Below are 25918 nucleotides of genomic sequence, written 5' to 3'. Positions count from 1 at the left end.
TGCGCCGCGGTCACGCGCCGACGTAGTCGGCGAGGTGCTCGCCGGTGAGGGTGGAGCGGGCGGCCACGAGGTCGGCGGGGACGCCCTCGAAGACGATCCGGCCGCCGTCGTGACCGGCGCCGGGCCCGAGGTCGATGATCCAGTCGGCGTGCGCCATGACCGCCGGGTGGTGCTCGATGACGACGACCGACTTGCCGGAGTCGACGAGCCGGTCGAGCAGGCCCAGCAGCTGCTCGACGTCGGCGAGGTGGAGGCCGGTGGTGGGCTCGTCGAGGACGTAGACCCCGCCGTCGTCGGCCATGTGGGTGGCCAGCTTGAGCCGCTGCCGCTCGCCGCCCGACAGGGTGGTGAGCGGCTGGCCGAGGCTGAGGTAGCCGAGCCCGACGTCGGCGAGCCGGCGGAGGATGCGGTGGGCGGCCGGGGTGCGGGCCGGACCGGCGCCGAAGAACTCCTCGGCCTCGGTCACCGGCATCGCGAGCACCTCGCTGATGTCCTTGCCGCCGAGGGTGTAGCCGAGCACCGCGGCCTGGAAGCGCTTGCCCTCGCACTCCTCGCAGGTGGTCGCGACACCGGCCATCATCGCGAGGTCGACGTAGATGACGCCGGCGCCGTTGCAGGCCGGGCAGGCGCCCTCGGAGTTGGCGCTGAACAGCGCCGGCTTCACGCCGTTGGCCTTCGCGAACGCCTTGCGGATCGGGTCGAGCAGCCCGGTGTACGTCGCGGGGTTGCTGCGCCGCGAGCCGCGGATCGCGCCCTGGTCGACCGACACCACGCCCGCGCCGGCGGGGATCGACCCGCGGACGAGGGAGCTCTTGCCGGAGCCGGCGACGCCGGTGACGACGACGAGCACCCCGAGCGGGATGTCGACGTCGACGTCGCGCAGGTTGTGGGTGCTGGCGCCGCGGATCTCCAGGCTGCCGGAGGGCGTCCGCACGGTCTCCTTGAGCCGGGTCCGGTCGTCGAGATGGCGGCCGGTGACGGTGCCGGCGCTCCGCAGCCCCTTGACGTCGCCCTCGTAGCAGACGGTGCCGCCCGCCGTGCCCGCGCCGGGGCCGAGGTCGACGACGTGGTCGGCGATCGCGATGGTCTGCGGCTTGTGCTCCACGACGAGCACCGTGTTCCCCTTGTCGCGCAGCCGCAGGAGCAGGTCGTTCATGCGCTGGATGTCGTGGGGGTGCAGGCCGGTGGTGGGCTCGTCGAAGACGTAGGTGACGTCGGTGAGCGAGGAACCGAGATGGCGGATCATCTTGACGCGCTGGGCCTCGCCGCCCGACAGCGTGCCCGAGGGCCGGTCGAGCGAGAGATAACCCAGGCCGATCTCCGTGAACGAGTCGAGGGTCTGCTGCAGCGTGGCCAGAAGCGGCGCGACCGACGGCTCGTCCAGGCCGCGCACCCACTCGGCCAGGTCGCTGATCTGCATGGCGCAGGCGTCGGCGATGCTGACGTCGCCGATCTTCGACGACCGGGCGGCCTCGCTGAGCCGCGTGCCGCCGCAGTCGGGGCAGGTGGTGAACGTCACCGCCCGCTCCACGAACGCCCGGACGTGCGGCTGCAGCGCCTCCTTGTCCTTGGACAGCATCGACTTCTGGATGCGCGGGATCAGGCCCTCGTAGGTGAGGTTGATGTTGTCGACCTTGATCTTGGTCGGCTCCTTGTGGAGCAGGTCGCGCAGTTCGGTCTTGGTGAAGTCGCGGATCGGCTTGTCGGGGTCGAAGAAGCCGGAGCCGCTGAAGATGCGGCCGTACCAGCCGTCGACGCTGTAGCCGGGGATCGTGAGCGCGCCCTCGTTCAGCGACTTGGAGTCGTCGTACAGCTGGGACAGGTCGATGTCGGAGACCCGGCCCATGCCCTCGCAGCGGGGGCACATGCCGCCGGTGACGTTGAAGCTGCGCCGCTCCTTCACGGTCTGCCCGGCCCGCTCCAGGGTGACCGCGCCCGCTCCGCTGATCGAGGCGACGTTGAAGGAGAACGCCTGGGGCGAGCCGATGTACGGCTTGCCGAGCCGGCTGAACAGGATGCGCAGCATCGCGTTGGCGTCGGTGACGGTGCCGACCGTGGAGCGGGGGTTGGCGCCCATCCGCTGCTGGTCCACGATGATCGCGGTGGTCAGGCCGTCGAGCACGTCCACCTCGGGCCGCGCCAGCGCCGGCATGAAGCCCTGCACGAACGCGCTGTAGGTCTCGTTGATCAGGCGCTGCGACTCCGCGGCGATCGTGCCGAACACCAGCGAGCTCTTGCCCGAGCCGGAGACGCCGGTGAAGACGGTCAGCCGGCGCTTGGGGATCTCGACGCTGACGTCCTTGAGGTTGTTCTCCCGCGCGCCGTGCACGCGGATCAGATCATGGCTGTCGGCCGCGTGCGGCGGGGTGTCCTGGCTCGGGGGCAAGCTCATCGTGTCTCTAGTCTCCATGTGCGTACGCGGGGCCGTACCGGCGAACTGCGGTCGCGGCAACGGTCCCCCTGTCTACCCGATCGGCGGCTCCGGCGCGGCTGCCTGGCCCGGGCCGGGGCAGGCCGCGCGTCAGCCGACCTGGTTGATGCGGATCAGGTTGCCCGAAGGGTCGCGGAAGGCGCAGTCGCGCACCCCGTACGGCTGGTCGGTCGGCTCCTGGACGACCTCGGCGTCGCCGGCCTGCAGCCTGTCGAAGGTGCCGTCGACGTCGTCGGTGGCCAGGGTGAGTATCCCGTAGGTGCCCTTCGCCATCATCTCGGCGATGACGCGGCGTTCCTCCTCGGTGATGCCCGGGTCGGCGGCCGGCGGGTGGAGGACGATGGACGTGCCGGGCTGCCCGGCGGGGCCGACCGTGATCCAGCGCATGCCGCCGTACCCGACGTCGTTCCGGACCTCGAAGCCGAGGGTGTCGCGGTAGAAGACGAGCGAGGCCTCGGGGTCGTCGTGCGGGAGGAAGGTCGCGTGAATGGTGAGGTTCATACAGGTCAGGCTAGTTTCGGCGCGGTGGTCCGCGCTTCTCGATTCCTGACCGGCCGGGTCACCTGTTTCGCGACGCACGACGGCATCCCCGCCGTCGCGCCCGCCGCGGCGCGGCGGTAGGCGCTCGGCGGCATGCCGACCAGTTCGGTGAAGCGGGTGCTGAAGGTGCCCAGCGACGAGCAGCCGACCGCGAAGCAGACCTCGGTGACGCTGAGGTCGCCGCGGCGCAGCAACGCCATGGCCCGCTCGATGCGGCGGGTCATCAGATAGCCGTACGGCGACTCTCCGTAGGCGAGCCGGAACTGGCGGCTCAGGTGCCCGGCGGACATGTTCACGCCACGGGCGAGCGCCTCGACGTCGAGCGGCTGGGCGTACTCCCGGTCGATCCGGTCCCGGACGCGGCGCAGCCGCGCGAGGTCGGCGCGGCGCTGTGCGGAGACGGGTGTGCTGGTCACACGGGCATCGTACGCCGCGACGCCCTGCCGGCGGCCCATGACCCCGGCCGCCGGGACGGCTTGACTCCGGGACGCCGCGACGCGGACGATACATCAAACACGTTTGATGTAAACGACCCCAAGGGGGTGCGGTGGCGTCCCAGCCACGAACCGGGCCGTACGGGCAGGACCACGGCGGCCTCGCGCGCCGGCTGGGCACGGCGGACGCGGTGGTCATCGGGCTGGGGTCGATGATCGGGGCGGGCGTGTTCGCCGCGTTCGGTCCGGCCGCGCGGGCCGCGGGAACGGGCCTGCTGATCGGGCTGATGATCGCCGCGGTGATCGCGTACTGCAACGCGGTCGCCTCCGCCCAACTGGCCGCGGTCCACCCGGTTTCCGGCGGCACCTACGTCTACGGCCGCGAACGCCTCGGTCACTGGTGGGGGTTCACGGCCGGGTGGGGCTTCGTCGTCGGCAAGACGGCGTCGTGCGCCGCCATGGCGCTCACCTTCGCCTCCTACGCGGTGCCCGGCCCCTGGTGGGCGCAGCGGGCCGTCGCCGTCGCGGCCGTGCTGGGGCTGGCCGCGCTGAACTACCACGGCGTCACCAGGACCGTCCTGCTCACCCGGGTGCTCGTCACCGCCACCCTGACCGCCCTGGCCGTCGTGGTGACGGGGATCGCCCTGAGTGGCGGCGCCGCGCCGGACAGCCTGGGCGACTGGCGGGGCACCGGCGGCACGTACGGCGTCCTGCAGGCCGCGGGGCTGCTGTTCTTCGCCTTCGCCGGATACGCCCGCGTGGCCACCATGGGCGAGGAGGTCCGCGACCCGGGCCGCACCATTCCCCGCGCGATCCCGATCGCCCTGTTCGTCACCGTGGCCGTCTACCTGGTGGTCGGGGTCGCGGCGCTGCTGGCCGCCGGGCCGTCCCGGCTCGCCGCCTCGCCCGCGCCGCTGACCACCGCGGTCGAGGCGGCGGGCGCCGGCGGCCTGGCCCCGGTGGTGCGGGCGGGCGCGGCGCCGGCGGCGCTGGGCGCGCTGCTCGCCCTGATGGCCGGGATCGGCCGCACCGGCCTGGCCATGGCCCGCCATCGCGACCTGCCGGGCTGGCTGGCGGCCGTCCACCCCCGCCACCGGGTGCCGCACCACGCCGAGATCGCCCTGGCCGCCGTCGTCTGCGTCCTGGTCGCCACCGCCGACCTGCGCGGGGTCATCGGCTTCTCCTCCTTCGGCGTCCTCGTCTACTACGCCGTCGCGAACGCCTCGGCGTTCACCCAGCCCCCGTCCGAGCGCCGCTGGCCGCGCGCGCTCAACCTGCTCGGCGTCGCCGGCTGCCTGACCCTGGTCGCCACCCTGCCCTGGCCGTCCGTGCTCGCCGGGCTGGTCATGTTCGCCGCCGGTCTGGCCGGCCGATGGCTGGTCCTGCGCCGCCGCGCCCGAAGGGCGGGCCCGTGAGGGCCCTCCTGCGAACGGCCCGGTGTCAGCGGCTTCACCGATCAGAAATCCTCCGCCACGTCGTCAGTTCTGGTAACCCCTCGCCACCCGCGGAAGGATCGACGACCATGACCGACGCCAGACCGCCAGGCGACGACAAGGCCGCGTTCATCGCGGCGGCCCGCTCGAACGACGCGGCACAGTTCGCGCTCATCACGGAGCACTACCGGCGTGAGCTGCAGGTGCACTGCTACCGGATGCTCGCGCACTACGAGGACGCCCAGGACATGACGCAGGAGACGTTCCTGCGGGTGTGGAACAAGCGGGAGTCGTTCAAGGGCGACGCCGCGCTGCGGACCTGGCTGCACCGGATCGCGACGAACGCCTGCCTCGACTTCCTGGAGAAGCGCGACGACCGCACACCCGTGCCTGCCGAGCTGCCGGGCGCGGGCTCCGAAGTGCGCTACCTGCAGCCCTACCCGGACCGAATGCTCCCGGAGGACCCGCAGGAATCGGTGGTGGTGCGGGAGACGGTCGAGCTGGCGTTCATCGTCGCCGTCCAGCACCTGCCGCCACGGCAGCGGGCGGTGTTCATCCTGCGCGACGTCCTCGGCTGGCCGGCGTCGAAGACCGCCGACGCCCTCGAACTGACCGTCGCATCGGTGACCAGCGCGCTGCGGCGGGCGCGCGTGACGATGCGCGAGCAGCTGCCCGGCCGCCGCCTCGACTGGCGGCGCCCTGCCGCGCACGAGCTGTCGGATGACGAGCGCGGCGTGGTGAAGGCGTACGTCGAGGCCCATGAGCGCAACGACATCGACGGGCTGACGGCCCTGCTGCGCGACGACCTGCGCTTCACGATGCTGCCCGACCCGGGCACCGTGACCGTCACGGCCAAGGAGGCGGTGGACGGCTGGGTCTCCAATGGGCTCTTCCAGCGCGGCTACGACGACTGGCGATGCACCGCCACCACGGTCAACCGCATGCCCGCCGCCGCGCTGTACCTCCGCACCCCCGGCGACCCGGAATACCGTTTGTTCACCATCGCGGTCCTGCACATCGTCGACGGCAGGATCGCCGAACTCACCGGATTCGACGCCACCGACAAACCATGGCTGGGCCTGCCCGCGACACTGTGATCAGATGAACACCGACGTGGCAACGCGAACACCACCGCCCCGCCGGCGTCGCCGGCGGGGCATCTTCATGCCCCAGGGACATCGTCACGATCAACGAGGCGGTGAGCACGCCAGGAAGGATCTCGACCTGGCCCTACGAGCCGAGCGTCTGGCCCGTGCTCATCGCCTCGTCTCGTATCGGGTCAGCACCACGCCGCCGGGAAATGTCCGCGTCTCGACCAGGTTCAGGTTCACCCAGCTGTCCAGCGCGGTGAAGAACGGCGTGCCGCCGCCCACCAGGACCGGCACGGTGACCAGCGTGTACTCGTCGATCAGCCCGGCCCGCATGGCCGCCCCGGCGAGCGTCGCGCCGCCGATGTCCATCGGGCCGCCGTCCTCGGCCCTGAGCCGGGCGATCTCGGCGACCGCGTCGCCGGTGACCAGGCGGGTGTTCCAGTCGACCTTGTCGATCGTCGATGAGAACACCACCTTCGGCATGTCCCGCCAGAGCCGCGCGAACTCGATCTCCGCCGGGGTGGCGTCGGGCTGCTGGTCGCCGGTCGGCCAGTGGGAGCTCATCGTCTCCCACAGCTTGCGCCCGTACAGCGACAGGTCGCTCGCCCGCATCTGCTCATACCACCACTGGAACAGCTCGTCGCTCGGCGACGAGTCCGGTCCCTCCCCTCCACCCCAGCCGATGTCGTCGCCGGTCGCGGCGATGTAGCCGTCCAGGGTCACGTTCATGCCGAAGATCAGTTTCCGCATCGTGCCAGCCTCTCGTGAGTCGATCTCACACGTACAGACGGACGCGCCGCGGAAAACTGATCGGTGCGGGATCCGCGTCATTCGAGCAGCACCGACCGGATACACCGCCGCGTGTAGCCGTCGTGTACCCCGCCGGCCGGGGCCGTTCCTAGCGTGGTGGCGACCCGCCCGCCCGATCGGGGGTGAGGACGCCCGTGGCCCTTCTCTTCGCCTTCTGCCGGCGATCGGCGAGATCGCCCATCTCTTCACGAACAGGCCCTCACGGAGGTAGTCCCCATGCCGTTCCTCAGCGCGCTCGTCCTCGGCGTCGGCGTCCTGTGCCTGATCGACCTGGTGCTGACGGTCGGGGTGATCCGCAGGCTGCGTACGCACGAGGAGATGCTCGCGGCGCGGCCGGGGGTGTCCCCGCCGATCGTGCTCCCGCCTGGAGCGACGATCGGCGCCTTCTCCGCCGTGAGCACCGACGGCGTGCACGTCTCCGCCGAGACGCTGACCGAGCCGGCCCTCGTCGGCGTCTTCTCACCCGACTGCCCCGCCTGCGGGGACCGCCTGCCGCAGTTCGCCGAACGCGCGCGGTCCTTCCCCGGAGGGCGCGGCAGCGTGCTGGCCGTGCTCGTCGGGACGGAAGAGGAGGTGGCGGCCCAGCGGCGGGCGCTGGAGCCCGTCGCCCTGGTGCTGATCGAGGAGTACGGAACCGGCGTGACGAAGGCGCTGCGGGTCCAGGGCTTCCCGTCGCTCGCCCTGCTCGACGGGCACGGCAGGGTCCTCGCCAGCGGGAGCACGCTGGCCGACCTCGACGCGCTTCCCGCATCCGCGTGACGGCGCCGACGCGGGCGGTGGTCGCCGCCGCCGGCCTGGCCTGGCGGGCGAGCAGGGGCCTGACCCTCGCCTTCGCCGCCCTCACCGCGCTCATGGCCGCCCTGCCGGTGACGATCGCCTGGTGCACCAAGCTGGTCCTCGACGAGATCGGCGGCGGCCACCCCCGGCCCGGGGTGACGGCGGCGCTGGGCGCCGCGCTCGCCGGGTGCGGGCTGCTGGCCGCGCTCGGGCCACAGGTCGTCCAGTACGTCAGGGACGAGAGCGGGCGCAGGGTCGGCCTCGTCGCCCAGGACCGCCTCTTCCGGGCCGTCGAGCGGTTCACCGGCCTGGCCAGGTTCGAGGACCCCGCCTTCCTCGACCGGATCCGGATGGCCCAGCAGTACGGCGGGGCGACCCCCGGCATGCTGGTCTCCGCCGCGCTGGGCGCGGCCAGGACGGTCCTGACCGGCGCCGCCTTCCTCGTCTCCCTCGTGACGATCAACCCGTGGACGGCGGTTCTCGTGATCGCGGCGGCGGCACCGTCCCTGGCCGCGGAGCTGTGGCTGTCGCGGCGGCGCGCCGCCATGCTGTGGGGCATCGGCCCGGCCGAGCGCCGCGAGTTCTTCTTCGGACAGCTCCTCGTCGACGTCCGGGCCGCCAAGGAGCTCAGGCTCTTCGGCGTCGGGGGGCACCTGCGCGGGCTGCTGCACGCCCAGCGGCGGGCCGCGAACGCCGAGCGGAGCCGTACCGACCGGCGGGAGCTGCGCGTCCAGGCCGCCACCGGGACCATCGCCGCGCTGGCGGCCGGAGGCGGCCTGCTGTGGGTTCTGCTCGACGCGGTGAACGGCACGGGCGGGGCCGGCGACGTGGCGCTGTTCGTCGCCGCCGTCGCCGGGGTGCAGGCGGCGGTCGGCGGTCTCGTCCTCGAACTGGTCTCGGCGCATCAGCAGGTGCTGCTGTTCGGCCACTATCTCGCCGTCCTCGACGCCGGGCCGGACCTCCCGGTCCCGGACCGTCCCCGGCGGGCGGGGCCGCCGCGCCGCGGGATCGAACTGCGCGACGTGTGGTTCCGCTACTCGCCCGGCCACTCCTGGGCTCTGCGCGGCGTCAGCCTGACCATCCCGTACGGCGCCTCGGTGGCGCTCGTCGGCAGGAACGGCGCGGGCAAGAGCACGATGGTCAAGCTCCTGTGCCGGATGTACGACCCCGAACGCGGCGCGGTCCTGTGGGACGGCGTGGACCTCAGGGAGATCGACCCGGCGGAGCTGCGCGCCCGCATCGGGGCGGTGTTCCAGGACTACATGGAGTACGACATGACCGCGGCCGAGAACATCGGCCTGGGCGATCTCGCCGCGATGGGTGACCGGGGAAGGATCGAGGCGGCGGCGCGGCGGGCGGGCGCGCACGGCACCGTGAGCGGCCTGCCCCGGGGGTACGACACGATGCTGTCGCGCATCTTCGCCGATCCCGCCGATCCCGCCGATCCCCCCGGCTCCGCCGAGGACGGCGGGGCGGTGGGCGTCCACCTGTCGGGCGGGCAGTGGCAGCGGCTCGCCCTGGCCCGCGCCTACCTGCGGGGTGAGCGCGATCTGCTGATCCTGGACGAGCCCAGCTCGGGGCTCGACGCGGAGGCGGAGCACGAGATCCACCAGGGACTGCGGGAGCACCGCCGGGGCCGCACCAGCGTGCTGATCAGCCATCGGCTCGGCGCCGTACGCGACGCGGACCACATCGTGGTCCTCGACGGCGGTCAGGTCGCCGAGCGGGGCACACACGCCACGCTGCTGGCGGGCCGCGGGATCTACGCCCAGCTGTTCGCCCTGCAGGCGGAGGGATACCGGCAGTGGGACGACCCGGACGCCGACATCCCGCGCCGGCGGCTCTCGGAGGCCAGATGACACCGGTCCCGCTCATCCTGTCCGCGGCGGCGTTCGCGACCGTGCTCACAGCCGGGGCGGTGCTGGCGCTCAGCCGGACCCTGCGCGTCGTCGAGGTCCACGGGGAGAGCATGCGGCCCGGCCTGCGGCCCGGCGACCGGGTCCTCGTACGGAACCTGCGGCCCGGCCGGGCCGGCCCGCGCGTCCGGCGGGGGGACGTCGTCGTCATCGCCCGCGTGGGCCCGGGGAAGGGCGTCACGCTCGACGGCGGCACGAATCTGGTGATCAAACGGGCCGCGGCCGTGGCGGGGGACCCGATCCCTCCGGGGCTGGAGGCCCTGCGAGAGACGCCGGGAGAGGCGTGTGTGCCGCCGGGGCGGCTGCTCGTCCTCGGCGACAACCCGGCGCGGAGCACCGACTCCCGGCAGTGGGGCCTCCTCCCCGAGAGCAGGATCACGGGTGTCGTGCTCCGGCGGCTGAACGCGTGAGTCGCGTGCCGGTCGTACAAGCGCGCGTGTATCGGAGTGGTATCTCCGTGATCGAGGCCGCTCCTAACGTCGGTGGACAAGAGGTCCTTTCGCAAGGAGGAGACGAGATGACGCGGACTGTTCAGCGGCTGGCCGACCGGATGGTCGCCCGGCTGGTCCCGGTCACCCGCGCCGAGGCGATCAACTGCTGGTACGAGTACTCGGGGACCTGCGTCCGCAGGTACTGCTGCAGCGGGGCGGAGATTCCCGGCGGCCGTTCCTGCACCACCTGGCAGTACACCTGCTGACCGAACGCATCTGACCGAGCACGTCCGGACGACCACGGTGGAGCGCCCCTCGAATGCGGGGGCGGGGGTGCTCCGCCGCCGTCGTCACGTGGTCGGGGCGATCTCCCTGGCGTACAGGCGGGTGAGGCCGTTCATCCGGTAGTGGCCGGGGGCCAGCGGCTCCATCAGACGGAGATCGGCCAGCCTGCCGAGCGCCGCCGACGCCGTACGCCGATCGCTCCCGAGGAGCCCGGCCGCGGCCGCCGGCCCGCAGTCGGCCAGGCCGCGCTCGCCGAGGCGGTGGAACAGGGCCAGTGCTCCGTCGCCGGCCGTCCCCCCGGACCGCCGCAGGGCCTGGTAGTCGAGGTCGATGGCGGCCCGTACGGAAAGGTCGCCGCAGGTCAGCAGGTCGAGCCGGTGCTCCTCGCCGGCGAGCATGTCGGCGAACGCCTCCGGCGTCCACTCCCGCCTGGCGGCGAGGCGCTTGCCCGCGATCTCCAGTGCGAGCGGCAGGTTGTCGCAGAGCCGGGCCACCCTTCCCGCCTGCGCACGGTCGACCCGGTCCCGGCCGCACAGCCGGGTCAGCAGGTCGTACGCCGCGTCGTCGGCCAGGGGCGCGAGCGGCAGGTGCTCGACGTCGTCGAGCGCCGCGAGCATCCTCCTGCTGGTGACGACGAACCGGCAGTCCGGGCAGCCGGCGAGCAGCGGGCGCACCTGCTCCTCGCCGGTCACGTTGTCGAGGAGGACCAGCGCGTGCCTCGCGGCGGTGGCGGTCCTGAGCTGGTGCAGCGCGTCGTCGAGGTCCGCGGCGATCTCGTCGTCGGCCAGGCCCAGCCGTCCCAGCAGCCGCGCGAGCGTCTCGTACGGGCCGGGCCGGGGGAGGACGCGCAGATCGACGTGGTGCACGCCGCCCGGGAAGCCGGGCGCCGCCGTGCGGACGGCGTGCCGGGCCAGGGCAGACTTGCCGACCCCCGCCGGGCCGTGTACGGCGACGGGCCGCGGAGGGCCTGCGCCGATCGCGGCCACGACCTCCTTGAGCTCCCGCTCCCGGCCCACCAGGCGTCCCGGCGCCGGGATCACCGCCGTGACCGCCGCCGGGGCGGGTGCCTGCGGATCGGCGCGGAGCGCGGGGTCGCGGTTGAGTATGCCCCGGTGCAGCCCGGCCAGTTCGGGACCGGGATCGACGCCCAGTTCCTCCGCCAGGAACGCCCGGGCCTGCCCGTAGGCGGCGATCGCGGCGGCGGCGTCGCCGGTGCGGTACAACGCGAGCATGAGGGCGCCCCACAGCCGTTCCCTGGTGGGATGGGCGGCCACCGTCTCCCGCAGCTCCGCCACCGCGTCGGCGTGCTCGCCCAGCATGAGGCGGGCTTCGGCCATCGCCTCCAGGGCGAGGCAGCGCTGCTCGGTGAGGGCGTCCAGGCGCGGGCCGAGCGCCGCCGAACGGGGCACGTCCTCGGCGGGGGCGCCCCGCCACCGCGTGAGGGCCGTGGACAGCTGCCGCAGCGCCGCGTCCGGCCGGCCCGCGGACAGCGACCGCCTGCCCTGCCGCAGGGCGTCGGCAAACTCGGTCACGTCCAGTTCGCCGTCCCGCACGGCGAGGACGTAGCCGGGCTGGCGCGCCGTCAGCCGGTCGCCGTCGCCGATCGTGCCGCGCAGGCGGTTGACGTACGTGCGGACGTTGGCGACCGCGAAGCGGGGCGGCTCGGCGTCCCACACGGCCGTGACGAGCCGGTCGATCGACACGACCCGGTTGGGTTCCAGCAGCAGCGCGGTCAGCAGGGCCCGCTGTTTGGGCGTGCCGAGCGGGACCGGCCTGCCGTTCCGGTGCAGCTCAACCGGGCCGAGCAACCCGAAGCGGAGGTTCACCCCGCCCTCCCGCGGCCGGATGGGGCGCACGTGCGGGTCGAACGGCGTGATCGGTGCACGAGGAGACCTCCCGTGGCGTTTCGCGAGGAATGGGTGAGGAGAACCTCAACAAGATCACCGCCCTGGCCGGCCGCTCACAAGGGCCGCGGGTGTACGGAACAGTTCCGGACAACGATCCGGACAGCACGCTCGGGACGGTCGTCCGGGCGGCGCCGGGCGCGGTGGATCACCCATTGACTCGGACCGTTCCAAGGGCCAGCATCGGGGGCGTCGCCGCCGCCGTCGTCCGCCCGTCCCCGCGTACGGGGATAACCAGGAGGAAATCATGTCGATCATGTCGAGCGAGTCTTCGGCAGATGCGGCGTTACCCAAGAGCTGGAAGGCGTTCGTCGCGCTGCCCGACGACACCACGGCCAGGGCGGTCGCCCAGGAGCTGGAGAAGGACCCCAGCCCGGACAACGCGCTCGCGTCCGTGACGCTCATCGCCGAGACGCTGGCCCAGCGTTCGGCGCAGGAGCGCAGCACGATGTCCGAGTTCATCGTCAGGCGGCTCACCGGCGACCTCGCCCGGGGCTTCCTGAAGGCGACCGCCGCGGTCCGGCTCGCCCACCCGGCGCTGGAGAAGCCGAAGGAGAAGCCCACGCCGCAGCACGCCGACGTGCGCCACAGCCTCGACCTCCTGAAGCCGGAGACACCCAAGACCCTCACCGAGAAACTCGCCGAGAAGACCTCGAAGACCCCCGAGGAGATCTCGAAGACCCTCCACCTGGAGATGCTCGACGCGCTCGACCTGGCCGCGGGGGGCAAGGGCAAGGACAAGGTCACCGTCGACCTGGTCGAGCTCGCCCAGCGTGTCGAGGACGAGAGCGACGCCTCGTCGATGGGACACCTCCGGGCGGTGGCGAGGCTCGTCGACTCCATCAGCGGCAAGGCGGCGTACTCGAAGGAGCGCCGTGGCGAGCTCGAAGACATCACGAAGGGGACGACGCAGCAGCACCTCGTCGAGCAGATCGGGTTCCGCGCGGCGAAGAGCCAGCGCAGCTCGCTCACGGGCCTGTCCACCCAGAACGAGCTCGCGGCCAGCTACTGGCGCACGAACTTCCGCGACACCCTGGACGAGTTCCTGAAGAAGCTGCGGGGAAGCGGGGAGTCGGGCAAGGGCGGCGCCCTCGACGAACTCGTCCAGAAGCTCACGAAGGTCGGGAAGTCGGGCAGCGACGTCCTGGTCAACAGTCCCCGCGTGCTCAACAAGCTGCAGATCGTGCTCGGCCCCGAGGTGCTGGAGAACCTCACGGTCACACCGCTCGTCGGAAGGACGGGCGTCAGCGTGCTGAGCGGCACCGGCGCGTACACCAAGATCGAGTGGGACAAGATCCTTTACGAGCTCGGCGCGACGCCGTCGGCCTACCAGCTCTACGAGCTCATGGACACGGGAAAGACCCCGCCCACCTCCAACTTCGAGGTCGACACGCGGGCCGATCTCGTCAGGCTCATCACCTCCAGCCGGTTCTCCCGGCTGCAGGAGATCGCGCGGGGGAAGAGCGAGATCGCGCCGGTGTGCGCGATGGTCGAGCACCTCGTGCTGGGCCTCACCGACGCGCTCGGCCCGAAGCGCTTCGACACGCTGACCGCCAACGCCCTCGGCTCGCTGAGCCGGCTCATCGACATCGTCGTGGAGAACGAGGCGAACCCCACGGTGGCGATGCGGGCGGCCGACCTGATGATGGACGAGATCGCCATCGTCGTCGCCGTGGCCCAGTACTACACGAGCACCGACTACCGGACGACGATGCGGGACATCCTGCTGGAGCGGGCCAAGGACTTCGCGAAGGCGGCCGGGGACATCAAGATCGACAGCTACCTCATGACGAGCGGCATGGACGCGCTCGCGACCGCGCTGTACATCGCGCTGTCGTGGCGGGACCACGAGGAGGTCTCGCGGTCCACCGAGGCGATCGACTACTACGAGACCGCGTTCCTGCTCGGCAAGCTCAAGAAGGGCGAGAAGGCGACTCCGCACAAGGACGTCCTGGTGGCGGCGCTGAACCCGAGCACGCCCGCCTTCGCGCCGTCGCCGGCCAAGCTCGTGGACGACGTGCGGCGAAGCCTGGAGACGCACAAGAAGGGCGACGCGCCGTTCGCGCTGATCATCGACACCACCATCGAGATCGCGCCCGAGACGGCCGGCAAGACCCAGATCGACATCCTGCTCGACGGCCTGAAGGACGCCGTCGCCGCCGGCAAGCTGGAGATCTTCCTGTGCAAGAGCTTCCAGAAGTACGCCTCGATGGGCACCGGCAAGGTGGCCGCCGGCAATCTCACGATGCTGTCGGCGAAGGGCAACTCCGGGTCCGCGTACGCGCGGGCCGAGGCGCTGCTGCAGGACATCAACCTCGATCTCGTCCGGCACGACGAGGGGCAGCTCGTGGTGCACATGCTCAAACACGGGCACCGCGACGAGCTGGCGCTGGTGCGCAGCGCCGCCAGGAACGCCAAGTTCGTGGACGAGTTCTGCTGGCCTATCGACAGTGGGGACCTCACCCAGGGAACCACGTACGTGGACGGCATCCCCCTGATCCTGCGCACGACCCCCACCGGCGACGTCGACAAGCTGTTCAACAAGCTCCAGATCGACAGGCGCGACAGCTTCTCCTTCCTGCGGACCTCCTACGTCGGTGGGATCCCGAGCGCCGGCGGCGTCGAGGGCAAGTACGTGCGCATCAACACCGGCCACGAGTCGAAGGCGACGATGGTCGAGTACTTCTACGCGTTCGGCCACCTGGCGCGCAGCACGCCCCCCGGTGCGAAGAAGCCGGGCGGCACGAAGGTCGATCTCGACGCGCTCACGATCGACGTGGTGAAGGAGCATCTGGAGGTGCTGGGCGGCGTCAGGAACGACCAGGACCCCGGCATCGCGGAGTTCCGGGACAACATCGTGGCGTCCTACTGCGCCTTCGCCCTGCAGAACGTCCCGGGGAAGGGTGCCGTCATGCCGCTGCTCCTCGAGTTCTTCGTGCGTCCCGTGAGCCGCGTGACGATCGAGACCCAGCGTTATCTCGCCGACGCACTGCTCACCTTCAAGGCGAAGGACCTCGGCACCAACCCCGTCGCCCTCGCGTCGTTGTGCCGCGCGGCGGTGGTCCTGCCCGCGTCGCGGATCAAGTCCCTCACCCCGGTCCTCAGGCTCGACACGATCGGCGAGTCGGAGGAGGCGAAGCAGCTCCGCGCGATCGTGGCCCGGAAGAACAAGGTCTGAGGGCCGTCGCGATCCGGGCGCCACGAACAGACCGCAGTGGCGCCCGGAGAGATCCGGGGATCGTGAACCTTCTTGGCTTCTCGCCCGACTGTGCAAGATGACGGGAGGACGAGATGACCGATGAGCTGCTGGTGACTCGCGCTCAGCTGGGCGAGCGCGCGGCGCTGGCCCAGCTGGTGACTCGATGGCGGACGCCGGTATGGACGTACGTACGGCGCATGCTGGATGCCGAGCGGGCCGACGACGTGGCGCAGGAGGTCTGGCTGGCCGTGGTCCGCGGCCTGCCCCGCCTCAGGGAGCCGGGCCGGTTCGCGCCGTGGCTGTTCACGATCGCCCGGCGGTCGGTCACCGACCGGCTGCGCGGCGAGTACGCCCTGGCCGAGGAAACGTCCGCATTCGGCGACCTGGTGGGCGAAGCGGGCGCCGAAGACCCGGCTGAGGCCCTGGTGGACCGCGCAGCGCTGGTGAGCGTACTGGCAGATCTGCCGCTGCTGGAGCGGGAGATTCTCGTCCTGTTCTACCTGGAGGACCTGCCGGTGGAGGAATGCGCGGACATCTGCCAGATCCCGGCCGGAACGGTGAAGTCCCGGCTCAGCCGGGCCCGTCGTCTGCTGCGTGGGCACCTGAAGGAGAAGGGATACAGGCCATGACCGAAGAGCCACGCCTGTCGGCGCAGGACATGATCGACCGGCTGTCGCCGGTGCTGTCGCTGAGAACCCGGATCCGGGCGGTGGCGGCACTGCTGGCCGGCGTCGCCGGCGCGGTGTTCATGGGCACCTTGTGGTGGACGGAGCCCGGCCCGCTGCCCGGCCGCACACATCTGGCGTTCGCGTTGCTCACCGTGTTCTGCCTGGTCTGGGCCGCCTACGGCGGATGGCTGCTGACACGCCGGATTCCGTTGTTCGCCACCGACCAGGTGATCGCCGCCTGGATCGGCCTGGTCGCCTCGCTGACCACCACGGCGGTCGTGACCGTTGTGGCCGTGCAGCGTGGCGCCGGCGTGGGACTTCCGTTGGCAGCCGGGGGTGTGTTCGTCGCGGTCGCCCTGGCGCTGGTGGTGCGCGCACAGGCCCGGAGGGCGGCGCTGCTGCGCCGCAAGCACGAGCTGACCGGCGGGGAGGAGCGGTGACGGCCGGTTGGAGGTGATGGAATCCGACCGGATTTTTCCCCGGACTACAGGGACCCCGGATCGCGAGTTGCGCCCGCGCCGGTGTAACCACTATAACCAGTTACATGGTATTGAGCTGGAAGCTGGTCGTCGACAGTGTGAACGCGCCCGTGCTCGCGGACTTCTGGGCCGCGGCGCTGGGCTACGAGGTGGAGGATCCCAGCGTGCTCGTCGGGCGGCTGCTGGCCGCCGGTCACCTCCCTGCGGAGGCGGTCGCCGAGCACGACGGCCGCACGATCTTCCGCGGCTACGCCGCGATCCGCCACCCCGACGACCCCTTCGACGCCACCAGCGGCGTAGGCCTCGGGCGGCGCCTGCTCTTCCAGGACGTGCCCGAGGGGAAGACCGGCAAGAACCGCCTGCACATCGACGTGCACGGCGAGCCCGGTGGTCTCGACGCCCTGGTGGCGCGCCTGGAAGGCCTCGGCGCGACCCGCGTCCGCGAGGTGGACAAGGGACCCGCCGGTCACTGGTGGATCATGCTCGACCCGGAGGGCAACGAGTTCTGCGCCACGTAGGCCGCGCCTGCCCGCCGCCTGCTCAGTCGAACAGCGACAGGTCCACGGAGTCGGCCAAGGCCTGGTAGCCCGCGTCGCTGCCGTGCACATGGTCGCCGCAGTGGAAGTCCGCACGGATACGGCCGGGGTGGTCCGGATCACGCCAGACGGCGTCGAAGTCCAGCACGGCGTCGAAGGCGCCGCCGGTCCGGATCCAGTCGTTGACCGTCCGGCGTGCGCTCTCGCCCTCCGGTGTGAAGACCTCCGCGCCCTCGTAGGGCGCGATGGTGGTGGCGTAGACCCGCACGCCGCGTTCGCGCGCCCTGGCGACCAGCCGGCGGTAACCCGCGATGACGTCGTCCGTCGTCACCGGCGCGCCGGGGAACATCTTCAGGAATCCGGCCAGGGGTCCGTCGTCCCGGGGGGCGAAGGAGATGGCGATGTCGTTGGCGCCGACGGAGAGCACCACGTAGCCGAGGCCTGGCGTCGTCAGCGCGTCACGGTCGAAGCGGGCCAGTGCGGCGGCGCCGATGCCGTCGTTGAGCATCCGGTTTCCGCTGATGCCCTGGTTGGAGACGTAGCCGGCGGCCACGCCCCCCTCGATGAGCCGCACGGCCAGCAGCTCCGGCCAGCTGTGGTTGGTGTCCGGTGTCGAACCGGCGCCGTCGGTGCGGGAGTCGCCCACCACGACGATGGTCTTGGCCGGGCCGTCAGGGAACAGCTCGACGGCGGAGATCAGCGCCCGCACCGGCAGAACCTCGGCGTTCTCGGGCAGCGTGAGGGCGGCGACGGCGTCGCCCGGGATCGTCCAGCCGGTCTCCAGGGCGGGGTCGTGGCAGGTGCAGGTCTCCACACGCCCCGGCAGATGGAGGCTGATGGACAGCTTGGCCAGGGCGGGCAGGGAGATGTCGACCGGATCGCTGAGGACCGGCGCGCCCGCGGGGACGGTGACGCGCGGCGCGCCGGAGAAGGTCAGCACGCGCTCGCTGCCCGGCCGAACCCCGCCGCCGGGCACTGCGAGGCCCACCCGCGCCGCGCCGATGTCGAGGGGCGCGGTCCCGAACTCGTTGGTGAAGCGGACGCGCACCCGGCTCCCGCCGCCGCTGATGCGCACCACCTGGCGCAGGGTCACGTCCGCGAGGGGCAGGTGGCCATCCAGCGAGCCGAGCCCGTCGTGTGCCGCCTGGGGCGAGGCGCCCCAGCTCCTGACCCAGCTGCCGGCGTTGGTCGTCTCGGTCATGTGTCGTCTCCGTTGTTCGTCGGGATCCGAAGACTGAGGCGGGTCGCTGACACGGGGCGAATACGGCGCTGACACGCGCCGGCATCGAGCTGACGTCACGCTGACACGGCTGTCCTTCTTTTGGCGTCTCGCGGGGGAGCGCAGGAAGATTGAGGGATGGACGGAGTTGCGAGGCTTCGCATCACACTGCTCGGCGCGTTCCAGGTGTCTCGTGGTGACGCCGTCCTGCCCGTTCCCGGCGCGCGGTTGCGCGGCCTGCTCGTCCGGCTGGCGCTCGCCGGAGGCCGCGGGGTCGAGCCGGGCGTGCTGGTCGACGCGATCTGGGCCGAGGAGCCGCCGTCCGGCCCCGGCCCCGCCCTGCAGACTCTCGTCTCCCGGCTGCGCCGCGCCCTCACTCCGACCGGCGCTGCCCGTGACGTGGTGATTCAGGGCGCGGGCGGCTACCGGCTGGCGGTGGACGCGGCCGACGTGGACGCGCTGCGCTTCGAGCAGCTCACCGCCGCCGGTCGGGAGAGGCTGCGGGCAGGTGACCCGGAGGCGGCGATCGCCGCGCTCGCCGAGGCCCTGGCGTTGTGGGGCGATCACCCAGGTGCCGAACCCGCGGTCGTCGCCGCGGTCGCGCCCACCGTCGCGACACGGCTGGCACAGGTGTCGATCGAGGCGGTCACCGACCTCGCCGACGCCGAGTTGTCGCTGGGGCGGGCCGACGTGGCCGCCGCGCGGCTGACCAGGCTGCTGGCCGAGCACACCGTCCACGAGCACACCGTCCACGAGCGGGCGGCCGCGCTGCTGATGGACGCGCTCGCCGCTCAGGGGCGTCAGGCCGAGGCGCTGGCCGTCTACGAGCGGGTCCGCCGGGACCTGGCCGACGTACTCGGCGCCGACCCGGGCACCGCCCTGCGGGAACGCCATCTGCGCCTGCTGCGTCCCAGCCAGGGGGTCTCGGAGCCCGGCCGGATCCGGCCGGCCGCCCTGCCCGAGCCGCTGACCGGCTTCGTCGGCCGCGACGACGACCTCACGCGTATCCGGGGCCTGCTCACCACCGGGCGCCTGGTCACCGTCCTCGGCCCCGGTGGCGTGGGGAAGACCCGGCTCGCTCTGGAGGCCGCCCGCCGCCATCGCCACGAGTACCGCGACGGCACCTGGCTCATCGACCTCGCGTCCGTCACCGAGCCGGCGGAGCTCGCCTCGGCCGTGCTCGCCGGGATCGGGTCGCGGGGCGGCGCGATGCTCGCCGACCGCAAGCGGGTGGAGGGAGACGAGCTGGACGTCCTCGCCGGCGAGCTCGGCGGCCGGGAGATCCTGCTGCTGGCCGACAACTGCGAGCACCTGATCGGCGCCGTGGCCCACCTGGTCGCGGCGCTGCTGCCCCGCTGCCCCGGGCTGCGCGTGCTCGCCACCAGCCGGGAACCGCTCGCGGTCGACGGCGAGGCGCTCGTGCCGCTGGCCCCGCTCACGCTGCCCGGCCCGGACGACGGCGTCGAAGCGGCCCGAAGCGCGGCCTCGGTGCGCCTGTTCACCGAGCGGGCCGCCGCCGTGCGGCCCGGTTTCGACGCCGACGAGATCACGCTGCCCGACATAGTGCGCGTGGTGCACGGCCTGGACGGCATGCCGCTGGCGCTCGAACTGGCCGCCGCCCGGCTGCGGACGCTGTCACTGCCCGACCTGGCCGACGGGCTCTCCGACCGGTTCCGGCTGCTCACCACCGGCAGCCGTACCGCACCACCCCGCCACCGCACCCTGCGCGCGGTCATCGCCTGGAGCTGGGAGCTGCTCGACGAGCACGAACGCACCGTGGCGGAACGGATCTCCGTCCTGCCCGGCGGCGTCACGCTCGCCTCCGCCACCGCAGTCTGCTCCGGCACCACCGTGCCCACCGGGGAGATGCCCGAACTGCTCGCCGCCCTCGTCGACCGGTCGCTGCTGCAGCTCGCGCCCGGCGCCGGGCGCTACCGGATGCTCGAGACCATCCGCGAGTACGGCGCCGACCGCCTGGCCGGCACCGGCGACCTCGGCACGGCCCGCGGCCTGGCCGCCGCCCACTTCACCGAGCTGATGGCCCGCCACGACTCCCGGCTGCGCGGGCCCGGCCAGCGGACCGCCATGCGGGCCATCGGCGCAGAGTACGACAACGCGCTCGCCGCGCTGCGCCACCTGTGCGCCGCCGGCGACTCTCCCGGCGCGACCACCCTCGCCCTGACCCTGATCTGGTACTGGCAGATGTCCGGCCGCCACTCCGACGCCGCCTACTGGCTGGACGAGGTCCTGGCGGTGCCCGGCGGCGGGCCGGCGCCCGAGCGCGACTGCGCCCGAGCCGTCCACCTGCTCAACCGGGCGGACATCCTGTCGGGGATCACCGCCCAGGAGGCCGCCGACGACCGGGCGGAGATGCGCGAGCTGGCAGAACGGCTGCTCGCGCATCCGGAGCTGCCGAGCCACTACCGCGTGTTCGGCCCGATCCTGCTCTTCCTGCGGGAGGAGCAGGCCGCGCTCACGATCTTCCAGCGTCTGGCGGACGGCGACGACGTGTGGCTGTCCGGGCTGGCCCACATGTTCCTGGCCGAGATCGCCGAGAACGCGGGCGCGCTCGACCGGACGCGTGTCCACGTGACGGCCGCCCTGGCCCGCTTCCGGCAGGCCGGTGACCGGTGGGGCCAGGCCGCCACCTTGCCGATGCGCGCTTGGCTGCGGCGATACGACGACCTCGACGGCGCGCTGGCCGACCTGCGCGAGGCCCGGGTGCTGGCGGGCGAGTTCGGCCCGCTCAGCCTCGGCGACCAGCTCTACAGCGACCTGCGCTGGATCGACGTGCACATCCGGCGCGGCGACACCGACCGGGCGATGGCGTTGATCGGCTCCGCCCGCGAGCGTGCGCTGCACACGTCGTCGGCGGAGATGCTGGTCCTGGTCGACGCGCGGGAGGCGGACGTGCGGGTGCGGCTCGGCGACCTGTCCGGGGCGGCCGACCTGCTCGACGACGCCGAGCGGCGCCTGCTCGACGATTCCGCGTTCCCCTCCGGCCACGCCCGGACGCTGGCCGGCAGCGCGCGGGCCGCGCTCTGCCTCGCGCTCGGCGACCTGTCCGGCGTGGAGAAGGCGCTGCGGGAGGCGTACGCGGCCGCGCTGGCGACCCGGGAACTGCCGATCCTGTCGCTGGTGACGGTGAACGCGGCCGCCCTCGCCGGGACGCGCGGGCGGCACCACGAGTCGGCCGTACTGCTCGGGGCCGCCGCCCGGCTGCGGGGAGCGCACGACCACACCGATCCGCAGGTCCGTGAGCTCAGCCGCCGGAGCCGGGCCACGCTGGGCGGGGAGGAGTTCGCGGCGGCCTACGCGAAAGGCTGGGAGCTGGACGTGAACTCGGCGTCACTTCATGTACGGCGCACGCTCACACCAGGGCCCGCTTGAGGAAGACGACCCCGTCGATCGTGTCGAGCCGGGCCGGGTCGAGCGGGAAGTAGCGGAAATCCTCCGAGACGCGCGGGGTGGGTTCGGTGACGGCCTGGGCCAGGCGGCGGGCGTCGACCAGGGCGCGGTCCCACGGGAGCGTGGACAGGACGCCCTCGACGGTGTCCGGGGGCGGGGTGTCGTCACCGGTCGTGCCGAGGGCCGAGGCGAGAAAGGCGTACCGGTCGCCGAGGTGCGCTCCGGTGATCGCTCCGGCGCTCCACCACTCCAGCGTCTGGTCGCCGAACGGCATGGCGCTCTTGTTCCGCTGCAGGTGGAGGTTGTGGCCGAAGACCAGGGCCGGGCCGTGCCCGGCGACGGCCCGCAGGTTCGCGGCCATCATCGCGTCCCGCTGGGCCGACAGCCGGGTCCACCGAGCCGGGGACGCGTCGGCCATCCAGTGGTGGTAGCGGAGCAGGCCGACGGCCGTGCGCCCGTACAGTGCCGCCCGCTCCCTGTCCTCCGCGCTCAGCCGCGGAACCTGCGTGGCGAGCAGCGCCACCATGTCGTCGGCTATCAGCCGCAGCCGCCGGGCCTCGGCGGACCGGCCGATCGACCGGGCCGGATCCCTGGCCGTGGCCTCGTCCGACCACCGGTCGTCCGGGCCGAGAAGCTCGTCCAGGGTTTCGGGGGTGCAGGGGAGCGGGCCGTCGAGGAGGGCGTGGAGGGCGGTGAGCGCCTGGCGCGGGCTCGCCGCCCAGTACTCGAGCGGGCCGTCGAACCCGAAGAACCGGAGCTTCTCGTCGTGCTCCTCGTTGTAGGCCCGCATCCAGCGGACGAGCTCGCGGTTGGCCGGTGACGCGCCGAAGCCGTGGCTGAAGCCGCGTTCCATGACCTCGTCGAGGCTGCCCGCGCCCGTCCTGACGTAGTCGTCCACCACCAGGCCCATGAGACAGTCGCTCTCGATGGCGAACGACCGGTAGCCCTCGTGCTCGGCCAGATGCCGGAAGACCTCGTTGCGCACCTCGCCCAGCTCGTCCACGAAATGCCTGGCCTCGCCGAGTCCGAGCAGCAGGGGTTCCGTCGGCAGCGACCGGAGGAACGCCGAGACGCCCGCGCCGTCGAGCGGCCGGGCCGTGTCCTTGATATCCATGCCTTCGACGGTATCGTTGAACTCTCGGTGTAAACTTTGCCCGATCGCACCCCGCTCTCTTCATGATGGACCTTCAATCGGTGATGTATCCATGAGGCCGGTGGACCTGGCGCGTGAGCACGGCCTGTCCACCCAGGCGATCAGGAACTACGAGGACGCCGGCATCCTGCCCGCCGCGGAACGCACCGCCTCCGGCTACCGCGTCTACACGACGCTGCACGCGCAGGCGCTGCGCGCGTTCCTCGCACTCGTGCCCGGGCACGGCCACCAGACGGCCACGTCGATCATGCAGGCGGTCAACCGGGGCGCCACCGAGGACGCGCTGCGGATCGTCGACGAGAGCCACGCCCGGCTCCTCGACGACCGCCGCACCCTGGAGGCCGTCGAGGCCGCGCTCCGCGACCTCGCGCCCGTGCCGCAGGAGCGCGGCGACACCTTCATCGGCCCGCTGGCGCGCAGGCTCGGCCTCCGCCCGGCCACCCTGCGCAAATGGGAGAACGCCGGGCTGGTCCGGCCGCGCCGCGACCCGGGGACGGGCTACCGGGTCTACGGCGCCGACGACGTACGGGACGCCCGGCTGGCCCACCAGCTCAGGCGGGGTGGCTACCTGCTGGAGCAGATCGCCCCGCTGATCGCCCAGGTCCGCTCCGCCGGGGGCGTCGCCCCGCTGGAGTCGGCCCTGCGGGACTGGCAGGCCCGGCTGTCGGCCCGGGGCCGCGCCATGCTCAGGGGCGCCGCCGGCCTGGACGCCTACCTCCGCACCCGCGAACCCTGAACCGGGTCACCCGGCTCACCTGGCCGTGTAGCCGCCGTCGGCGACCAGAACGCTGCCCGTCATGAACGAGGAGTCGGCCGAGAGCACGAACTCGACGACCGATGCGATCTCGGCGGGCTCCGCCAGCCGGCCGAGCGGGATGTTCGCCGCCGAGTCCGCGAGCGTCCTGCCGAGGCGCGCCTGCTCCCGCTCCAGCATGGGTGTCCTCGTGCCGCCCGGTGCCACGGCGTTGAAGCGGATGCCCTGCGCGGCGTTCTCCAGCGCGAGGACGCGCATGAGGTTGATGACCGCCGCCTTCGACGAGCTGTACGCGCTCAACCCGGGAGCGCCGACCGTGCCGAGTTCGGACGCGACCGCCACGAACGAAGGGCCGGAGGAGCGGGCGAGCAGCGGCAGGGCCGCCCGGGCCAGCACGAAGACGGCGCGCAGGTTGACGTTGAGCACCTCGTCGAACGTCTGCGGGGGAGTCTCGGGGGCCGGAGCGGTATAGCTGATCCCCGCGCAGGCCGCGACCCCGTCGAGGCGTCCTTCGGCCTCCTCCACATCGTGGAGCAGTGACTCGACGGCGACCTCGTCGGTCACGTCCATCACCCGGCCGACGACCTCGGGACCGAGCCTGCCCAGGCCCTGTTCGTCGAGATCGGCCGCCCACACCCGCCAGCCGCGTTCGTGCAGCCGTCTCGCGGTCGCGGCGCCGATTCCCGACGCGGCTCCGGTCACCAGGACGGTTCCAGGCATCGTGCTTCCTCTCTCCCGGATCCCCGGCATCTTCGGGCATCTGTCAGATCGTGTAAATGTACGTCAACTTTGACCGAGCTTCGGGGGTGACAATATGCCGCCGCCACTGCCGGATGTCCAGGCTTCGAGGCGTCAAAGTTTGATAACACAGCCCCACCCTGTGTCATCTTGCGAGGCCGCCCTGCGGTGGCGCCGACGGGCCCGTGTGAAATCGATGTGAACGACCGGCGACCCCTAGACAACTCTGGAAGAGCTCTGTCACATTTGAGGAACGTGAGCCGCTCGGCAGGAAAGGACACCAGTGGACCCCAGTTCGGACCAGCGCTTTCTACGGGCGGCGCGGGTGTATCCCGCCCTCGGTGACGACGTCCTGCATGACGCGGTCGTCGAGATGCGGGGTGACCGCGTCGTGCGGGTCTGCACCGCGGCGGACGCCGCCGCCGACCTCGCCCGTCCGGGCACCCGCGTGATCGACTACGGGGACGCCACCGTCGTCCCCGGTCTCGTCGACGCGCACTGTCACATCACGCTGACCGGAGACGGCACCCCCTACGAGCAGCAGGTTCTCGACTCGGACGAGATGATGGCGCTCATCGCCGTCAGCAACCTGCAGCGGCATCTCGCCTCCGGAGTCACCACGATCCGGGACAACGGCGGACGCAACCGCATCGTGTTCGAGGTGCGGGAGGCCGTCGAGCGGGGCTATGTCAGAGGACCCCGGATGCTGCTGGCCGGCCGCCCCATCACTCATTCGTACGGGCACTTCTACTGGTGCAACGGGGTCGCGGACGGCGCCGACCAGATCCGCGCGGCCGTACGCCGCCTGGTGGCCGAGGGCGCCGACCACATCAAGATCATGGCCTCCGGCGGGGCGACGGCCGGGAACATCCCCTACTACTCCTCCTACACCGCCGCCGAGATGCGCGTCGCCGTCGAGACGGCGCACGGCCTCGGCCGGTTGACCACCGCTCACTGCCGGGCCACGTCCTCGATGCTCAACGCGGTCGAGGCCGGCCTCGACTGCATCGAGCACGGCGAGTTCCTCGTGCCGGGCGAGATGATGGAGTTCGGCGGCGGCGTCGCCTCCAGCGGCCGCATGGTCTACGACCCGGCGGTCGCCCAGACGGTGCACGACGCGGGCACCTTCATCAGCTTCACCGCCCAGACCGGCGGCTGGGAGACGCTGGTCGACCTGCGCCGGCGGGCCGAGCACGGCCCGCTCGGCGACGTGGAGAAGGGCCGGGTCTCCGCCATCGAGGCGTACTTCGACATGAAGCTCGGCATCCTGTCGTCGATGCTGGCCGACGGCCTGGGCCCGCGCATCGCGATCAGCAGCGACGCCGGTCCGTACGACGTCGCCTTCGGCGGGCTCCAGCACGGCATCGAACTCGCCGTGGCGGCCGGCCTGACACCGCTCGCGGCCATCCGCGCGGCCACCGCCGTGGCCGCCGAGGCCTGCGGCATCGCCGACCAGGTCGGCACCCTCGCGCCCGGCCGCCTCGCCGACCTGCTCGTGGTCGGCGGCGACGCCACCAGTGACGTCTCCCGGCTGTGGGACGTGCGGGCCGTCTACCAGAGCGGACGGCTGGTCGCCCCGCTGGTCGCCGACTCGGGCGCGGACACCGGCGTGGTCCCCCTCCTGCCGGTCCGGCCCGCCGCCGCCGTCCCCGACTGCTGAGACCCGACGACTCCTGAACCAGCCCCGAACGACCCCCGCCGAGAGGTGAGCA

Annotated in this window: 21 protein-coding genes; 13 read left to right on the top strand and 8 right to left on the bottom strand. The window is 72.4% G+C overall.

The features are described 5' to 3' along the window. Positions 1 to 10: 10 nt before the first annotated feature. The 3 genes from HHX40_RS14675 to HHX40_RS14665 all read right to left on the bottom strand — a co-directional run bounded on the left by HHX40_RS14675 (position 11) and on the right by HHX40_RS14665 (position 3426). On the bottom strand, positions 11 to 2392 hold the full coding sequence (locus HHX40_RS14675; protein ID WP_182881025.1) for an ATP-binding cassette domain-containing protein: 2382 nt from the start codon (positions 2390 to 2392) through the stop codon (positions 11 to 13). Positions 2393 to 2521: 129 nt separating this feature from the next. Beyond that, positions 2522 to 2932: a VOC family protein gene (locus tag HHX40_RS14670; RefSeq protein ID WP_182873423.1), complete on the bottom strand. Its 411-nt coding sequence runs from the start codon at positions 2930 to 2932 to the stop codon at positions 2522 to 2524. Positions 2933 to 2937: 5 nt separating this feature from the next. Continuing rightward, positions 2938 to 3426, bottom strand: a complete 489-nt coding sequence (locus tag HHX40_RS14665) for a helix-turn-helix transcriptional regulator (protein ID WP_259403593.1) — start codon at positions 3424 to 3426, stop codon at positions 2938 to 2940. A 92-nt stretch (positions 3427 to 3518) separates the two neighbouring features. Between HHX40_RS14665 and HHX40_RS14660 the strand changes: the two genes are divergently transcribed. After that, entirely contained in the window at positions 3519 to 4820 is a 1302-nt protein-coding gene (locus tag HHX40_RS14660) for an APC family permease (RefSeq protein WP_310738106.1), read from the top strand. A 107-nt stretch (positions 4821 to 4927) separates the two neighbouring features. Beyond that, positions 4928 to 5935 carry an RNA polymerase subunit sigma-70 gene (locus HHX40_RS14655; RefSeq protein WP_182881024.1) on the top strand — a complete coding sequence of 336 codons (1008 nt, stop codon included), beginning with the start codon at positions 4928 to 4930 and terminating at the stop codon, positions 5933 to 5935. A 159-nt stretch (positions 5936 to 6094) separates the two neighbouring features. On the opposite strand, the gene HHX40_RS14650 is transcribed toward HHX40_RS14655, so the two are convergent. Then, complete coding sequence (locus tag HHX40_RS14650; protein ID WP_182881023.1) at positions 6095 to 6679, bottom strand: dihydrofolate reductase family protein; 585 nt, start codon at positions 6677 to 6679, stop codon at positions 6095 to 6097. A gap of 276 nt (positions 6680 to 6955) precedes the next feature. Here HHX40_RS14650 and HHX40_RS14645 point away from each other — a divergent pair, with 276 nt between their 5' ends. The 4 genes from HHX40_RS14645 (at position 6956) to HHX40_RS14630 (ending at position 10129) form a co-directional block, all read left to right on the top strand. Beyond that, positions 6956 to 7498, top strand: a complete 543-nt coding sequence (locus HHX40_RS14645) for a TlpA family protein disulfide reductase (RefSeq protein WP_182881022.1) — start codon at positions 6956 to 6958, stop codon at positions 7496 to 7498. Continuing rightward, the gene (locus HHX40_RS14640) at positions 7495 to 9375 is read left to right on the top strand and encodes an ABC transporter ATP-binding protein (RefSeq protein WP_310738105.1); all 1881 of its coding nucleotides are present in this window, start codon (positions 7495 to 7497) and stop codon (positions 9373 to 9375) included. The genes HHX40_RS14645 and HHX40_RS14640 overlap by 4 nt, the downstream gene beginning before the upstream one ends. Beyond that, positions 9372 to 9842: a S26 family signal peptidase gene (locus HHX40_RS14635; RefSeq protein WP_182881021.1), complete on the top strand. Its 471-nt coding sequence runs from the start codon at positions 9372 to 9374 to the stop codon at positions 9840 to 9842. Before HHX40_RS14640 ends, HHX40_RS14635 begins: the two co-directional genes overlap by 4 nt. A 107-nt stretch (positions 9843 to 9949) precedes the next feature. Further along, the gene (locus tag HHX40_RS14630; RefSeq protein WP_182881020.1) at positions 9950 to 10129 is read left to right on the top strand and encodes a hypothetical protein; all 180 of its coding nucleotides are present in this window, start codon (positions 9950 to 9952) and stop codon (positions 10127 to 10129) included. Between the two features lie 84 nt (positions 10130 to 10213). Here the strand turns inward: HHX40_RS14630 and HHX40_RS14625 are convergent, their stop codons facing one another. After that, positions 10214 to 11974 (bottom strand): AfsR/SARP family transcriptional regulator, encoded by a 1761-nt coding sequence (locus tag HHX40_RS14625; protein WP_182881019.1) that lies wholly within the window; start codon positions 11972 to 11974, stop codon positions 10214 to 10216. A 325-nt stretch (positions 11975 to 12299) separates the two neighbouring features. Here HHX40_RS14625 and HHX40_RS14620 point away from each other — a divergent pair, with 325 nt between their 5' ends. The 4 genes from HHX40_RS14620 to HHX40_RS14605 all read left to right on the top strand — a co-directional run bounded on the left by HHX40_RS14620 (position 12300) and on the right by HHX40_RS14605 (position 16916). Then, a complete protein-coding gene (locus HHX40_RS14620; RefSeq protein WP_182881018.1) occupies positions 12300 to 15230 on the top strand; it encodes a hypothetical protein in 2931 nt (976 codons plus the stop codon). Between the two features lie 113 nt (positions 15231 to 15343). Beyond that, on the top strand, positions 15344 to 15880 hold the full coding sequence (locus HHX40_RS14615; protein WP_182881017.1) for an RNA polymerase sigma factor: 537 nt from the start codon (positions 15344 to 15346) through the stop codon (positions 15878 to 15880). Next, complete coding sequence (locus tag HHX40_RS14610) at positions 15877 to 16359, top strand: hypothetical protein (protein ID WP_182881016.1); 483 nt, start codon at positions 15877 to 15879, stop codon at positions 16357 to 16359. Before HHX40_RS14615 ends, HHX40_RS14610 begins: the two co-directional genes overlap by 4 nt. 104 nt (positions 16360 to 16463) lie before the next feature. After that, positions 16464 to 16916 carry a VOC family protein gene (locus HHX40_RS14605; protein WP_182881015.1) on the top strand — a complete coding sequence of 151 codons (453 nt, stop codon included), beginning with the start codon at positions 16464 to 16466 and terminating at the stop codon, positions 16914 to 16916. Positions 16917 to 16938: 22 nt separating this feature from the next. On the opposite strand, the gene HHX40_RS14600 is transcribed toward HHX40_RS14605, so the two are convergent. Next, complete coding sequence (locus tag HHX40_RS14600; RefSeq protein WP_182881014.1) at positions 16939 to 18135, bottom strand: SGNH/GDSL hydrolase family protein; 1197 nt, start codon at positions 18133 to 18135, stop codon at positions 16939 to 16941. Between the two features lie 156 nt (positions 18136 to 18291). On the opposite strand from HHX40_RS14600, the gene HHX40_RS14595 reads away from it, so the two are divergent. Beyond that, positions 18292 to 21543 (top strand): BTAD domain-containing putative transcriptional regulator, encoded by a 3252-nt coding sequence (locus tag HHX40_RS14595; RefSeq protein WP_182881013.1) that lies wholly within the window; start codon positions 18292 to 18294, stop codon positions 21541 to 21543. On the opposite strand, the gene HHX40_RS14590 is transcribed toward HHX40_RS14595, so the two are convergent. After that, complete coding sequence (locus HHX40_RS14590; RefSeq protein WP_182881012.1) at positions 21524 to 22675, bottom strand: erythromycin esterase family protein; 1152 nt, start codon at positions 22673 to 22675, stop codon at positions 21524 to 21526. The genes HHX40_RS14595 and HHX40_RS14590 overlap by 20 nt on opposite strands. Positions 22676 to 22766: 91 nt before the next feature. Between HHX40_RS14590 and HHX40_RS14585 the strand changes: the two genes are divergently transcribed. Continuing rightward, positions 22767 to 23450, top strand: a complete 684-nt coding sequence (locus HHX40_RS14585; protein ID WP_182881011.1) for a TioE family transcriptional regulator — start codon at positions 22767 to 22769, stop codon at positions 23448 to 23450. 15 nt (positions 23451 to 23465) lie between these two features. Here HHX40_RS14585 and HHX40_RS14580 read toward each other — a convergent pair whose 3' ends face one another. Beyond that, positions 23466 to 24188, bottom strand: a complete 723-nt coding sequence (locus HHX40_RS14580) for an SDR family NAD(P)-dependent oxidoreductase (protein ID WP_182881010.1) — start codon at positions 24186 to 24188, stop codon at positions 23466 to 23468. A gap of 301 nt (positions 24189 to 24489) precedes the next feature. Between HHX40_RS14580 and HHX40_RS14575 the strand changes: the two genes are divergently transcribed. Continuing rightward, positions 24490 to 25866: an amidohydrolase family protein gene (locus HHX40_RS14575; protein ID WP_182881009.1), complete on the top strand. Its 1377-nt coding sequence runs from the start codon at positions 24490 to 24492 to the stop codon at positions 25864 to 25866. Positions 25867 to 25918 lie beyond the last annotated feature (52 nt).

The organism is Microbispora sp. H10949 (assembly GCF_014161435.1).
Taxonomy (GTDB): Bacteria; Actinomycetota; Actinomycetes; order Streptosporangiales; family Streptosporangiaceae; genus Microbispora; species Microbispora triticiradicis.
Note: the sequence above shows the minus strand (reverse complement) of the source record. Positions and strands in the feature narration are given on the sequence as shown.